The organism is Nocardia sp. CA-084685 (assembly GCF_050955785.1).
Lineage (GTDB): Bacteria > Actinomycetota > Actinomycetes > Mycobacteriales > Mycobacteriaceae > Nocardia.
The window spans coordinates 6,160,444-6,173,481 of the sequence record NZ_CP192094.1 but is presented as its reverse complement, the minus strand read 5'-3'; the positions used below and the strand labels follow the sequence as shown (position 1 = coordinate 6,173,481).

Annotated in this window: 13 protein-coding genes; 5 read left to right on the top strand and 8 right to left on the bottom strand. The window is 64.9% G+C overall.

The features are described 5' to 3' along the window. Positions 1 to 22: 22 nt before the first annotated feature. Both ACQP2U_RS27525 and ACQP2U_RS27520 read right to left on the bottom strand, forming a co-directional pair. Entirely contained in the window at positions 23 to 562 is a 540-nt protein-coding gene (locus ACQP2U_RS27525; protein WP_433710110.1) for a carboxymuconolactone decarboxylase family protein, read from the bottom strand. A gap of 50 nt (positions 563 to 612) precedes the next feature. After that, positions 613 to 1,200, bottom strand: coding sequence for a peroxiredoxin (locus tag ACQP2U_RS27520; RefSeq protein WP_062989062.1), 588 nt, complete (start codon positions 1,198 to 1,200; stop codon positions 613 to 615). A gap of 112 nt (positions 1,201 to 1,312) precedes the next feature. Between ACQP2U_RS27520 and ACQP2U_RS27515 the strand changes: the two genes are divergently transcribed. Further along, on the top strand, positions 1,313 to 2,224 hold the full coding sequence (locus tag ACQP2U_RS27515; RefSeq protein ID WP_433710109.1) for a hydrogen peroxide-inducible genes activator: 912 nt from the start codon (positions 1,313 to 1,315) through the stop codon (positions 2,222 to 2,224). 10 nt (positions 2,225 to 2,234) lie between these two features. Here the strand turns inward: ACQP2U_RS27515 and ACQP2U_RS27510 are convergent, their stop codons facing one another. Beyond that, on the bottom strand, positions 2,235 to 2,669 hold the full coding sequence (locus ACQP2U_RS27510; RefSeq protein WP_433710108.1) for a MarR family winged helix-turn-helix transcriptional regulator: 435 nt from the start codon (positions 2,667 to 2,669) through the stop codon (positions 2,235 to 2,237). A gap of 84 nt (positions 2,670 to 2,753) precedes the next feature. Between ACQP2U_RS27510 and ACQP2U_RS27505 the strand changes: the two genes are divergently transcribed. After that, on the top strand, positions 2,754 to 3,599 hold the full coding sequence (locus tag ACQP2U_RS27505) for an NAD(P)H-binding protein (protein ID WP_433710107.1): 846 nt from the start codon (positions 2,754 to 2,756) through the stop codon (positions 3,597 to 3,599). Positions 3,600 to 3,604: 5 nt separating this feature from the next. On the opposite strand, the gene ACQP2U_RS27500 is transcribed toward ACQP2U_RS27505, so the two are convergent. Beyond that, a complete protein-coding gene (locus ACQP2U_RS27500) occupies positions 3,605 to 4,528 on the bottom strand; it encodes a hypothetical protein (protein WP_433710106.1) in 924 nt (307 codons plus the stop codon). Between the two features lie 168 nt (positions 4,529 to 4,696). Between ACQP2U_RS27500 and ACQP2U_RS27495 the strand changes: the two genes are divergently transcribed. The 3 genes from ACQP2U_RS27495 (at position 4,697) to ACQP2U_RS27485 (ending at position 6,616) form a co-directional block, all read left to right on the top strand. Then, positions 4,697 to 5,158, top strand: coding sequence for a gamma-glutamylcyclotransferase family protein (locus tag ACQP2U_RS27495; protein WP_433710105.1), 462 nt, complete (start codon positions 4,697 to 4,699; stop codon positions 5,156 to 5,158). Between the two features lie 42 nt (positions 5,159 to 5,200). After that, positions 5,201 to 5,791, top strand: a complete 591-nt coding sequence (locus tag ACQP2U_RS27490) for a TetR family transcriptional regulator C-terminal domain-containing protein (protein WP_433710104.1) — start codon at positions 5,201 to 5,203, stop codon at positions 5,789 to 5,791. Between the two features lie 90 nt (positions 5,792 to 5,881). Continuing rightward, on the top strand, positions 5,882 to 6,616 hold the full coding sequence (locus ACQP2U_RS27485; RefSeq protein ID WP_433710103.1) for an SDR family NAD(P)-dependent oxidoreductase: 735 nt from the start codon (positions 5,882 to 5,884) through the stop codon (positions 6,614 to 6,616). Positions 6,617 to 6,870: 254 nt separating this feature from the next. Here the strand turns inward: ACQP2U_RS27485 and speD are convergent, their stop codons facing one another. The 4 genes from speD to ACQP2U_RS27465 form a co-directional block, all read right to left on the bottom strand. Further along, positions 6,871 to 8,079: an adenosylmethionine decarboxylase gene (gene speD / locus ACQP2U_RS27480; protein WP_433710102.1), complete on the bottom strand. Its 1,209-nt coding sequence runs from the start codon at positions 8,077 to 8,079 to the stop codon at positions 6,871 to 6,873. 8 nt (positions 8,080 to 8,087) lie between these two features. Further along, a complete protein-coding gene (locus tag ACQP2U_RS27475; protein WP_433716598.1) occupies positions 8,088 to 9,188 on the bottom strand; it encodes a type III PLP-dependent enzyme in 1,101 nt (366 codons plus the stop codon). A 126-nt stretch (positions 9,189 to 9,314) separates the two neighbouring features. Then, the gene (locus ACQP2U_RS27470) at positions 9,315 to 11,813 is read right to left on the bottom strand and encodes a DEAD/DEAH box helicase (protein ID WP_433710101.1); all 2,499 of its coding nucleotides are present in this window, start codon (positions 11,811 to 11,813) and stop codon (positions 9,315 to 9,317) included. A 49-nt stretch (positions 11,814 to 11,862) separates the two neighbouring features. Next, positions 11,863 to 12,807 carry a proteasome assembly chaperone family protein gene (locus ACQP2U_RS27465; RefSeq protein ID WP_397028456.1) on the bottom strand — a complete coding sequence of 315 codons (945 nt, stop codon included), beginning with the start codon at positions 12,805 to 12,807 and terminating at the stop codon, positions 11,863 to 11,865. Between the last annotated feature and the right edge of the window lie 231 nt (positions 12,808 to 13,038).

Here is a 13,038-nt window from a genome sequence, read left to right as displayed (position 1 = left end):
GTTATCGTTTCCGGCGAAAATGTCAGACCGCGGCGGTGGCCAGCGTCTCCGTGGATTGCACTGCCTGGCCGATACCGGCGACGATCGCGGCCGCGCGCAGCGATTCGAAGATCACCTCACGCGAGACGCCCGCCTCACGCAGCGTCTTCTCGTGCGCCTCCAGGCAGTGCGCGCAGCCGTTGATCGAGGAGACCGCGAACGACCACAGCTCGAAATCGGCCTTGTCGACACCCGGGTTGCCGATGATATTCATCCGCAGACCGGCCCGCAGATCGTCGTAGCGTCCTTCCAGAAACGCTTTGCCCCGATAGAACACATTGTTCATGCCCATGATCGAGGCGGCGCCGAGTGCGGCGTTGTATGCCTGCGCCGACAGATTGTCCGCGGCTTCCTCGGCGATTTCGCGCAGCGTCGTCGCGGACCGGGTCGCGGCCGCCGACGCGAGCAGCGTGCCCCACAGCTGCTGTTCGTTCAGCACGGTGGTGCGTGCGATGGACGACAGATTGAGCTTGAGGTCCTTTGCGTACTCGGGAAGGGAGTTCTTCAGGGTCTCAATGCTCATTCGGCGAATCCTCTTCTCGTTCGGGGGTTTTCAGATAGCGCGGAGAGTGCTCAGACGCTCGCGGCGAGCAGTTCGCCCGCGTTGATGGTCGGGTCGCCCTTCTTCCAGTTGCAGGCGCACAGCTCGTCGGACTGCAGCGCGTCCAGCACGCGCAGCACCTCGTCGACATTGCGGCCGACCGAACCCGCGGTCACCGAGACGAACTGGATCTCGTTGTTCGGGTCGATGATGAACGTGGCGCGGTCGGCGACGCCGTCGGCATTCAGAACGCCGGTGGCGGTGGCCAATTCACGCTTGAGGTCGCTCAGCATCGGGAACGGCAGGGTCTTGAGATCCTCGTGCTGGGCGCGCCACTGGAAGTGCACGAACTCGTTGTCGACCGAGGCGCCGAGCACCTGCGCGTCGCGATCCTCGAACTCCTCGTTGAGCTTGCCGAAGGCGGCGATCTCGGTCGGGCAAACGAAGGTGAAGTCCTTGGGCCAGAAGAAGACGATGCGCCACTTACCGGCGTGATCGTCGGAGGTGATGCGGGTGAAGTAGTCGTCAGGCTGCTGAGCGTCGACCTTCGACAGGTCACCGCCGATTACCGCGGTGAGATTGTATGCCGGGAACTGGTCGCCGATGGTCAGCAAAGCCATGCTTGTCTCCTCGTCAGTCGGTTTGCTAGAGCGAGTGGATCGAAAGCTCATAACGATCTTGCCCAAAGGCCAGTGAAAGGTAAACGTGATCAGTCGCACTACACTGATAGGAGTGACTGATCAGACTTATCAGCCGACCCTGTCGCAGCTGCGTGCGTTCGTGGCCGTCGCGGAGTACCGCCACTTCGGCACCGCGGCCGCGCGGCTCAATGTGAGCCAGCCCACGTTATCGCAGGCCCTTGCCGCATTGGAACACGGGCTCGGCCTGCAACTGATCGAGCGCAGCACCCGGCGGGTGCTTGTCACCGCGGCGGGTATGCGGCTGCTGCCGCAGGCGACGGCGACCCTCGAGGCGGCCGATCGATTCGTCGCCTCGGCGACCGGTGACAGCCTGGGGGGCACCCTACGGATCGGCATCATTCCGACGGTTGCCCCGTATGTGCTGCCGGATCTGCTGCCGGAATTTCGCACGACATTGCCCGCCTTGAATCCTCAAGTGATCGAGGACCAGACCACCCGCCTGCTGGAGGGATTGCGCACCGGCGTCCTGGATGTCGCCCTGCTCGCACTACCGACCGAAGTGCCCGGACTGGTCGAGATCCCGCTGTACACCGAATCATTCGTGCTGGTAACACCGCGCGGTCACGAGTTGGCCGGTCGCACCGATATCGCACCCGACTCCTTGGACGCGCTGCCGCTGCTGCTGCTCGACGAGGGCCACTGTCTGCGTGATCAGACTCTGGAATTCTGTCGATCCGCCGACGCTCATCCAGGTGCGGTCGGCGATACCCGCGCCGCGTCGCTGGCGACCGTGGTCCAGTGCGTCGCGGGAGGTCTCGGGGTGACATTGATTCCGGAGATGGCGGTGGCGGCCGAAACCGCGCGCGGCACACTGGAAACCGCGCACTTCGCCGCACCCGCGCCGGGGCGAACGCTCGGTCTGGTGTTTCGCGCTTCGACGGCGCGCGCGGACGATTACGAACGACTGGCGCAGATCATTCGGTCCCAGCGCCCCGGAAACTGAGTTCGCGCGATCAGGGTGCGGCGTCGCCGAGGAGGTCGGTCGCGGTGCGGTGGATCTTGCGCAGAGCGCTCATGAGGTGACGGCGTTCGGTGGGGGTGAGATCGGCGGTCACCTTGTCCTCCAATGCTTGTCGTTGTGCCTCGATCGGCCGTTGCAGGGCGCGGCCCTTGTCGGTGAGCCAGAGGCGGACCAGACGGTTGTCGTGGTCGTCGCGTCGGCGCTCCAGCAGCTGCGCGGCGGTCATCCGAGTGGCCATTTTGACGACGGTCGGTGTGGTGACATTCAGTGCGGCGGCGACCTCGCCCGGCGTCCGGCCGTCCTGCTCCCACAGCAGTGCCAGGACGTGATTCTGGCCCAGATGCAGTCCGTGCGTGCGCATTTCGCGGTCCGCGAGTGCGCGCAGCACCTTCGAACTGCGGCCGTGTAGGTCGAGGAACTCGGGCACCTGTCGGATCTCCTCCGCGTTGACGAATTGATCGTTAGCCGTCTAACGTTCTTTTCGTTAGACGGCTAACGACATGGAGGTCTGATGATAGTGGTGACCGGTGGCACGGGAAATATCGGTCGTGAACTCGTCGGCGAACTCGCTGCCAGAGGTACGGAATTCCGCGTTCTCGTGCGCGATCCGTCTCGTGTCGCGGATCAGGGTAGGGGAGAGTTGCTCGTCGGCGATTTCGACGATCCGAGGACCCTCGCGCCCGCATTCGACGGTGCCGACGCGCTGTTCCTCTTGGTTCCCGGCATCGGCCTGGAGCACACCATCGATGCGGTGAACGTCGCGCGAGCGGCTGGAGTGCGCCATATCGTGCAGTTGTCGTCGTTCAACGCGATGGGTGATCCGGTACCGGCCATGGGGCGTTGGCATCGTGAGCGCGAGCGGATCGTCGCCCGATCCGGCATACCGGCGACCGTGCTGCGGCCCGGTGGTTTCATGACGAATGCGCTGGCGTGGGCGCAGACGATCCGCTCCGGCGGTGCGGTCCTCGACCCCACTGGTCCCGGCCGCTACGCGCCGATCGACCCCGCCGATATCGCCGCGGTGGCCGCCGAGGTGCTCACCGGCGACGGTCACCACGATATGACCTATACCCTCACCGGTTCGCAAACTTGCACTGTCGCAGAACAAGTCGCGACCATCGCCCGCACGATCGGTCGCGCCATCGCGGTACACGAGGCGGCCACGCCGCAGGAGGCGTTGGAATCGCGCTATCCGGGTGGTGCGCCACCGGCGTTGGCGGCGGCGATCATCGAGGGGTTCGAGTTGATGCGCGCAGATACCGTCGGGTTGCGTACCGACACTGTGCGAGAGCTGCTCGGCCGAAGTCCGCGAACCTTCACCGAGTGGTGTGCGCGCAACGTCGACGCGTTCGTATGAGGACGCTAATGGCAGGTTTCGAATTCGGTGCGGAGTCGGCGCTGCAGGGCGATGGCGTCGGTAGTGAGGTAGTGCTCGGGGTGGGCGTCGGCGGCGGTGGCCTGGTCGGAGCACCCGGCCACGTCGACACTTCCGGTGAATTGTTTATCAGGCGAATAGCCGCCCCAGTTCCACCGCAGGTCTATCGGATGCCCAGGTGTTGGTCGAGTTGCCGCGATGACGGCGGTGAGGTCCTGGTAGGCGGTTTCCGGGCTGTGCACTTCGACAGAGAGATTCGCGAGATACCCGTCAGCGATGCGGACATAGGCGACGGAAACGGGCAGCGCGGTCAGCAGGGTCTGCATGTCTTGTTCCTGCTGGATGCCGAAGGGGAGGTCGACGGTCCAGACCGGCTGCCGGTCGGCGGGCCGGATGGTGACCTGTGTCGGATCGGTGCCGAGCACGGTGCGTACCACTGCAAGAGAATCCCTTGTGGGCGGGGCCTTTTCGATTTCGATACCGGAGCTGGTCCAGGTGATGGCTGCTCCGGGCAGGCTGGTACCGAGTTGGCGTAGCTCGCGGGTGTGGGCGGTGATGAGGTTGGGGTCCAATTCGGCGCCCAGCTTCAGTTCCAGTCGGTCGCCGACGACGAAGTCGGTCGATTGCTGGTAGGAATCGAAGTCGCGCTGCTTGATGGTGTTGATCCGGTCGACGACTTCGGTGATCTGCGCTTCGGCGGCCGCGCGCATCGATAGGTCCAGGTCGAGATAGGTGCCACGGGTGAAGTCGTTGGAGTAGTCGACCGAAATGCTTTGCACGCCCGGCATCGCGCCGACCTCGGCGCGCAGCCGATCCGCCTGCTGGCGGCGGTCGGGTGTGGTGGTGCATCCGGTCAGCGCGACCGAAACGATGGCGACGGCAATCCCCGTCGCGAGCATGCGCGGGAGCATGGGTGCCTTCCTGTAGCGGCCACGGGCGGTCGCGGCCCGGCGGGCGTGTCGGCTCCTGTGGCACGGTACGCGTACGGACGCCGATTTCACGGTAGCCCGGCCTCGGTGTCGGACGGATTCTGTCTGCGTTCGGCGTAATCTCCGCTGGTAGGCAAGTGGAGAGGGGGCATGGTGGACGAGTTGGGTACCGATATATCGCCCGAGACGCAACAGCGCCTCGGGCGCTCGCTCGCCCACGATGATCGGCTGTTCGTGTACGGGACATTGCAGTTTCCCGAGGTGCTGATCGAACTGATCGGGCGGTGTCCGGATTCGGTGGCGGCGGAGTTGACCGGGTGGCGCGCGGCGGCACTGCCGGGGCGTGTATATCCGGGCTTGGTGCCCGCCGCTGGTGCGGTTGCGCAAGGTGTGGTGCTGTCGGGGCTGGACGCGGGGGAGTGGGCGGTGCTGGATGCGTTCGAGGATGACGAGTACGAGTTGCGGCAGGTTGGGCCGGGTCCGGTGGCGTCGACGTGGACATATGTGTGGACTTCCGCTGTCGCGCAGAATGATTGGTGTGCCCAGCGCTTCGCGGCCGAACATCTGGACCTATTCGTGGCCGGGTGCGCTGAGTGGCGGAGGCTGCTCTGAATTGATTTGCCATTCCAAGACGACCGGTCATATATTAACTTCATGGCGCGACCGCGACGCAGTGATGACACTCGCCAGCTTCTTGTGGAGCAGGGTGCTACCGGGTTCCTGACCAACGGCTACCACGGGACCGGCATCAAGCAGATCCTGGATGCGGTCGGCGTGCCGAAGGGGTCGTTCTACAACTACTTCGATAGCAAAGAGAGCTTCGGGCAGGCCATCATCGACCACCATTCGCTGTGTGTGCAGCGGAATTTGGCCGAGGCACTCGGGAGGTCGCCGGATCCGGTGGCCGGGTTGCATGCGTTCTTCGAGCGGCTCATGGACGATTTCGTACGGGCGGAATTCAGTGGTGGATGCCTGATCGCGAACCTCGGCGGCGAGCTCGAGGGCAGTGACGTACTGCGGGGATCCTTGGCGGCAGCCTGGAATTCCTGGCGGGACGCAGTGGCGGCGGCGCTGCGACGAGCGCAGGAGCTAGGGAGGATTCGCGAGGATATCGACGCCACCGAATTGGCTGATCTGCTGTTGGAGTCGTGGGAGGGGGCGGTGATCAGGATGAAGATCGAGCGCTCGCTCGAACCGCTGCACAGGTGTTTGCGCCGACTGCTGGATGACTATTTCCGACCCTGACCTGTAGATATTGGACGCCATGCGCGGCTGTGCGCCCATTCCAAGACGACCGGTCGTATCGGTACATGCCGCGAGGAAGAGAGAAAGATCATGGTCAAGACGGTCATCGTTACCGGATCCTCCAGTGGGATCGGGCGCGATATCGCTCGGGCCTTCGTGGAGCGTGGCGACAATGTGGTCCTCAACGGACGGGATGCGGACAAGCTCGTGGCGGTGGCGGACTCGTTGGGCGCGCCGTCACAAGTGGCGGTTTTCGCTGGTGATATCGGTACGCCCACCACGGGTTCGGAGCTGGCTAGCCTTGCGGTGCGGCGGTTCGGTCGAGTGGATGTGTTGGTGAACAATGCCGGGATCTTCGGCGCGAAGCCGTTCGTCGATGTCACCGCAGCGGATCTGGACAGTTACCTGAACGCAAATCTGAAGGGGACTTTCTTCACCACACAGGCAGTCGTACGCCAGCTACAGGCGCAGAAAAGCGGTGGCAGCATTGTGAATATCGGAACGGTGCTGATCAACCACGCGCTCGCGGGGCTGTCCGCCTCGGCGGCGCTGGTCAGCAAGGGCGGCGTCCACGCGTTGACGACGAGCCTGGCAGCGGAACTCGCCGCCGACGGAATCCGAGTCAATGCCGTCGCGCCCGGCATCATCCGCACACCGCTGTTCGGTGACGGCGACGAAAGTGCCTCGGGCCGATTGGCATTGCTCAACCGAATCGGCGAGGTGAGCGAAACCACCGCGGCGGTGCTGTATCTCGCGGACGCCACTTTCACCACCGGCCACATCTTCCCCGTCGACGGCGGATTCAGCTCGGGGAGGCTCGCTTAATGCCCCTACGTCGTTGTCGAAGTCACCGACGAGGGCATCACGAGGTTCGGTCGGCGGTTTCGTCGCCGGTATCGAGGATGCACGGATCGTGTCGTCCGATGACCGCACTCACCTGAGCACCGGCAGGCTGGCAATCGCTCAGCTTGCTGATGCGGCGATCAGCACCGGCAACGCGCGCTGACCAACGCACGCCGCTTGAATGCCGAATCGCACCGGCTCCACGGGAATTCCTTGGGGAGCCGGTGCGATTCGATTTACCGCTGAACTCGCAACGCGTGCGGTTCGATCGCGCCGCGCACCAGCGCCCGCGCATCGATCGTTTCCGCGCGGTAGGGCAGCGTGCCCAGCCGCTCGATCATCGTCTGCACCGGGTCATCGATTCGCTCGTTCAATCCGAACAGGAATGTCCACTCGTGCTCATCGCTGCCGTACTGCACCACGGTGTCGAACTGCTCGTGGAAGCGCTTCCACGACCGCTTCAGCGTCTCGTTGCGCCACATCGTCGCGCATCCGGCCTGTGCGCTGAGCACGCCGCCAGATGCGAGCAGTGCCCGACATCGCGACAGGAACTCCGACTCGTAGAGCCGGTTGTGCTGCGCGTCCTCGACCCGCTCATCGGGCAGATCGATGACGATCACGTCATAGCGGGTGCCCGCCTCGGTCGCGTTGGCCAGGAAGTCCCAACCGTCGGCGTAGTGCACCTTGACCGGTCCCTCACCCTGCACCGCGGCGGCCAGCTCATCGCTGGTGTAGCCGTAGGGCAGGTGCTCGGCGCACAATTCGACCTCGCGCTGGTCGATATCGACATGGTCCACCAGCGTCGCGCCCGCGGCGACCGACATCTGACTGGCCACACCCTCACCCGAACCGATGATCAGCACCTTCTCCAGCTTCGCGGCCAGCGCGAAGGCGGGAACCATCATCGCCTCGTGATAGGTCAGCTGGGAGAACTCCGTGGACTGGCGATCATCGTCGGAGAACAGGCTGATGCCCTGTTCGGTGCGTGCGATCACCATGTGCTGGAACGGAGTGTGGGTGTCGACGATGACGTCGTGCAGATCCCAGATGCGGGTCAGGCCATTGCCCACCGGCTCCTCGATCCGCGTCGAGCCGTGCCCGCGCTGGATGACCTGCATGCGAACAGTCTTGGGAGACAACTTATCCCGCAGCAGTTCGACGGCTTTCGACGCGCCTGCGCCGATACTTCCGCAGGTGAATACGTCGACAAAGATGTCGCCGGACTCCGGATAGGTGTGAATCGAGGCGTGAGACTCCGACAACAGCGCGAGGACGGTCACCCCCTGCGGATCGAACTTTTTGTGTACGACATCGCAGATGGTGACGCCCGCCGCGATCAGAGACTCACGCAACGCCGATTCGAGTCGTTCGAGATCGTCGCAGAGATCTGCGTCGACACCACCGAACTCGGCCAGCACATGCCAGCCGGTGAATTCCGCCGTCATAGGCAAACTCACTCTCGCTCAGCGCCCGAGACATGAACGGTCAAGGGCGGAAAACCATTGAAGGACACCGACGAATAGCTCGCGGTATAGGCGCCGGTATCGAGGATCTTGATGCGATCACCGGCTCGCAACGAGGTCGGAAGAAGGACCTTCGTGCGTTGATACAGTACATCGTCGCCATCACAGGTCGGTCCGGCCACCACCGCCTCGTCCACGGGGTCTCCGTCACGTTCGGTGACGAAGCGGTATGCGATGTACTCGTTCTCGGTCTCGGCCATCCCGTTGTAGCGGCCGATGTCGAGATACACCCAGCGCCGTCCGTCCGGCGCGATGCGCACGCCGATGACCTCGGCGTGAATGGTTCCCGCCGAACCTACGAGCGCACGGCCGGGCTCGATGACGAGTCCGGCGGTCTCGGGCAGGAATGCTGCGGTGGCGGCCGCGATGACCGCGCCGATATCGTCGAGTGCGGGTGCTGCCTCGGCGTACGAAATGGGCAGGCCGCCACCGATATTCACCGAGCGCACCGGAATATTCTTGTCCGCCAACGCTGCCACGATGCGCCCTGCCTGTTCGATACCGATGCGCCAGGCCCTCGGGTCGGTCTGCTGGGAACCGACATGGAAGTACGGACCGCCGACGATCAACCCGAGATCGCGTGCGCGCACCAGCAGGCGCAGCGCCTCGGTGGGCGAGCAGCCGAATTTGGTGCCGAAGGGTGTCGTGGACTGCGGCGCCGAGGACAGGAACCGGCACTCGACCTCCGAGCCCGGCGCGTGCTCGACGATGCGCAGCAGATCGTCCTCGGTGTCGAAGGCGTAGCGGCGCACGCCCACGGCGTAGGCGGCGGCGATATGGGTGGCTTTCTTGATCGGGTTCCCGTAGCACATGCGGGTCGGGTCGACACCTTCACGCAGGCACAGCTCGATCTCACCGACGCTGGCGACGTCGAACTCCGCGCCGTGACGGTCGAGCAGACCGATGAGTTCCGGGACCGGACTCGCCTTGACCGCGAAGCGAATTCGGGCTTCGGGTACCGCGGCCTGGAGTGCGCGGTAGTTCTCGCGCACCCGCTCTGGGTGGATGGCCAGATAGGGCGATTCGGGCAGGTTTGAGCCGGTCAATCTAGGGGAACTCTCCGTCATTTGGGGGTCGGCCGTCGTTCGGGCACCGCGCGAGAGAGTATCAGCGCGATGCCCCCAGTAACCAACTCGTTGACGACACCTTGATCATGATCACCCCGCGACTACCGTGACCTCGTCGAATACGACCTCGCCCGCGGCATCGGACTCGGCCAGATCGACCACAGCCGCCAGTGCCCAGCCGTGGTCCCCGGCGGGATCGTCGAGCACCTGGCGCACCTGCCAGAAACCGGGGCGTTGTTCCACCTGGAACAGTTGTGGACCGCGAGCGTCCGGGCCGGTGCCGATGTTCTCGTACTCCTCGAAGTAGGGGGTCAGTTCGGCCGCCCAGTCCGGACCGGTGCCCAGGTCGGCGAGTGCCTCCCAGCGGCGCAGCGCGGCGAGTTCGACGCGGCGGAACATGGCATTGCGGACCATCACCTTGAACGCGCGTTCGTTGGCCGAGATCGGCCGCACCGATTCCGCGCCGAAGGCGAGCTGATCGGCATCGGTCTCCGCGCCCGGATTGGTAAGCTGCTCCCATTCGTCGAGCAGACTCGAATCCACTTGGCGCACAAGCTCGCCCAGCCATTCGGTCATATCGTCGAGATCCTCGGTGCGCGCCGATTCCGGGACGGTGCGCCGTAGCGCGCGATAGGCGTCGGCGAGATAGCGCAGCACCACGCCCTCGGAGCGGGCCAGTTCGTAATGCGAGATCAGCTCGGCGAAGGTCATCGAGCGTTCGATCATGTCGCGGACGACAGATTTGGGGGACGGGGCGAATTCCGACATCCAGGGGTGCCCGGCCCGGTAGGTCTCGAAGGCGGGTTCGATCAGCTCGGCCAGGGGTTTGGGCCAGGTGACCTCTTCGAGCAGCTCCATGCGTTCGTCATATTCGATGCCATCGGCCTTCATCTCGTTGATCGCCTGGCCGCGGGCCTTGTGCTGCTGGGCCATGAGCAGCTGACGCGGATCCTCGAGTGTCGATTCGACGAGGGAGATGACGTCGAGGGTATAGCCGGGGCTGTCCTTGTCGAGCAGCTCTAGTGCGGCGAGAGCGAAGGGGGACAGGGGTTGGTCGAGGGCGAAATCGCGCTGCAGGTCGACGGTGAGCCTGGCGCGGCGGCCGTGGGCGTCGGGCTCGGGAAGCTGTTGCACCACACCGGCGTCGCGCAGCGCGCGGTACAGGCGGATGGCGCGCAGGATGTGGCGGCGTTGTGCGGGGCGGGGCTCGTGATTGTCCTCGAGCAAATGGCGCATGGCGTCGAAGCAATTGCCCGGGCGGGCGATCACGTTGAGCAGCATGGAGTTCGTCACGTTGAAGCGCGACACCATGGGTTCGGGGCTGGCGGCGACGAGCCGGTCGAAGGTCTCCTCGCTCCAGGAGACGAAGCCCTCCGGCGGTTTGCGGCGCACCACCTTGCGCTGCTTCTTGGGATCGTCGCCCGCCTTGGCCAGCAGTCGGGTGTTCTCCACCTCGTGGTCGGGCGCCTGCACGACTACGGTGCCCATAGTGTCGTAGCCGGCCCGGCCCGCGCGGCCCGCGATCTGATGGAATTCGCGGGCCTTGAGCCTGCGGGTGCGCACACCGTCGAATTTGGTGAGGCCGGTAAGCAGTACCGTGCGGATCGGCACGTTGATGCCGACGCCGAGGGTATCGGTGCCGCACACCACCTTCAGTAGTCCGTCCTGGGCAAGGCGTTCCACCAGTCGGCGGTACTTGGGCAGCATGCCCGCGTGATGTACGCCGATACCGTGGCGGATCAGCCGGGACAGGGTCTTGCCGAAGCCCGAAGAGAAGCGGAAACCGCCCAGTGCCGTTGCGATGGCGTCCTTTTCGGCGCGCGTGGCGAAGTTGACGCTGGTCAGCGCCTGGGCGCGTTCCAGGGCGGCGGCCTGGGTGAAATGCACGACATACACCGGTGACTGGTTGGTCGTGACAAGATCTTCCAGGGTTTCGGTGATCGGGGTGCGCGCGTAGGAGAAGCTGAGCGGGACAGGACGTTCGGTACCAGCGACAATGGCGGTCGAATTGCCGGTCCTGCGCTCCAGATCGGCGGCGAAGAAATCGACCTCGCCGAGCGTGGCCGACATCAGCAGGAATTGGGCGCGCGGAAGTTCCAGCAGCGGTACCTGCCAGGCCCAGCCGCGGTCCGGATCGGCGTAGAAGTGGAATTCGTCCATCACGACCTGGCCGACATCGGCGGCCGCGCCCTCGCGCAGTGCCATATTCGCCAGGATCTCGGCAGTGGCGCAGATGATCGGCGCCTCCGGATTCACCGCCGCGTCACCGGTCACCATGCCGACTCGGTCCGCGCCGAAAACGTCGCACAGGGCGAAGAATTTCTCGCTGACCAGGGCTTTGATGGGTGCGGTGTAGTAGGTGCGCAGGCCGCGGGCCAGCGCGAACAGATGTGCGCCGACCGCGACAAGGGATTTACCGGAACCGGTGGGAGTGGCCAGGATGACATTGGATCCGGACGCCAATTCCAGCAGCGCCTCGTCCTGCGCCGGATACAGCGGGGTGCCCTGCTCGGCCGCCCACGCACCGAAAGATTCGTAGAGCGCGTCGGCGTCGGTTCCCGGTATCTCGAGCAGTTCGGTCAGATCCACTCCGACCACCCTACGGGCAGCCGTCTACGGCCCAGTCAGGGTGATCGGGTCAGTTGGACTGTTCGCCCTCGTCGCCGTCGTAGCCGCCCTGCTCGGCCAGGAAGCGCTCGAATTCGGCGCCCAATTCGTCGCCGCTTGGCAGTTCACCGTCGCCGACCAGCAAGCTCGACTGACGTTCCTGGGAGGTGACGAAGCTGTCGTACTGGCGCTCGAGCGCGTGCACCACCGTCTCGACCTCGGAATTGCCCGCGATGTGCTCGTTGACCTGTTCGCGCACGCGCGCGGCGGCCTCACCGAGCGCGGCCAGCGGGAATTCCAGGCCCGCGTTGTCGGCGACGTGCTCGAGCAGGGTCTGCGCGGCCTCCGGGTATGCGGTCTGTGCGAGGTAGTGCGGCACGTGCACCGAGAAACCGACGGATTCGTGGCCGTGCTGGGCCATCCGGTACTCCAGCAGCGAGGAAGCGCTGCCAGGCACCTGTAGTTCGCCGGGCCAGCGCTGATGGTCGGCGATGAGGTCGCGGTCGGAGGAGTGCGCGGTGACGCCGAGCGGGCGGGTATGCGGGATCGCCATCGGGATGGCGCTCAGACCGATACTGCGCCGCACACCGAGCTGTTCAGCGAGCAGACGCACCGCGGTGGTGAATTTCTCCCAGCGCAGATCCGGTTCGAGGCCGGAAAGCAGCAGGAACGGGGTACCCGAAGTGTCACGCAGCGCCCAGAGATTCAGCTCGGGTTCGGCGTAATCCGAGAAATGGTCGGTCTTGAACGTCATCAGCGGACGACGCGAGCGGTAGTCCAGCAACTCGTCGACATCGAACGAGGCGACCAGCTCACTCTCGAGACTCTCGCGCAGGTGCGTCGTGGCCAGCCGCACCGCATGCCCGGCATCGGTGAAGCCCTCCAGTCCGTGTACCAGGACCGGACCCAAGCCATCGTCGTTCGACAGCTGCGGAGCTGGGAACTCCAACTCGTACATTCGCGACTCGTGGTCCATCGCGTCTCCTTCCTGCGCGGTTCACCGACGCGAGCTTCCAGGTTCACAGGCCTGTTGGGCAATTCGCGGCGGTCAACCACTGTCCATTGTCCCCCATGGCCCCGATACACGTTGCCACGGGCGACACCGACCCATAAGACAGGGCAACATCGGTGGTACCCCATGCATTCCCGCCTCACTCCGAGAATCGGCGTGGCATCGCGGGCGGGCACGGGGAGTTTGGCACAGTGG

Bases quoted from the DNA above. Each gene is read 5' to 3' on its own strand.
- ACQP2U_RS27525 (WP_433710110.1), bottom strand. From the start codon at position 562: ATGAGCATTGAGACCCTGAAGAACTCCCTTCCCGAGTACGCAAAGGAC.
- ACQP2U_RS27520 (WP_062989062.1), bottom strand. From the start codon at position 1,200: ATGGCTTTGCTGACCATCGGCGACCAGTTCCCGGCATACAATCTCACC.
- ACQP2U_RS27505 (WP_433710107.1), top strand. From the start codon at position 2,754: ATGATAGTGGTGACCGGTGGCACGGGAAATATCGGTCGTGAACTCGTC.
- ACQP2U_RS27500 (WP_433710106.1), bottom strand. From the start codon at position 4,528: ATGCTCCCGCGCATGCTCGCGACGGGGATTGCCGTCGCCATCGTTTCG.
- ACQP2U_RS27495 (WP_433710105.1), top strand. From the start codon at position 4,697: ATGGTGGACGAGTTGGGTACCGATATATCGCCCGAGACGCAACAGCGC.
- ACQP2U_RS27490 (WP_433710104.1), top strand. From the start codon at position 5,201: ATGGCGCGACCGCGACGCAGTGATGACACTCGCCAGCTTCTTGTGGAG.
- ACQP2U_RS27485 (WP_433710103.1), top strand. From the start codon at position 5,882: ATGGTCAAGACGGTCATCGTTACCGGATCCTCCAGTGGGATCGGGCGC.
- speD (WP_433710102.1), bottom strand. From the start codon at position 8,079: ATGACGGCGGAATTCACCGGCTGGCATGTGCTGGCCGAGTTCGGTGGT.
- ACQP2U_RS27465 (WP_397028456.1), bottom strand. From the start codon at position 12,807: ATGGACCACGAGTCGCGAATGTACGAGTTGGAGTTCCCAGCTCCGCAG.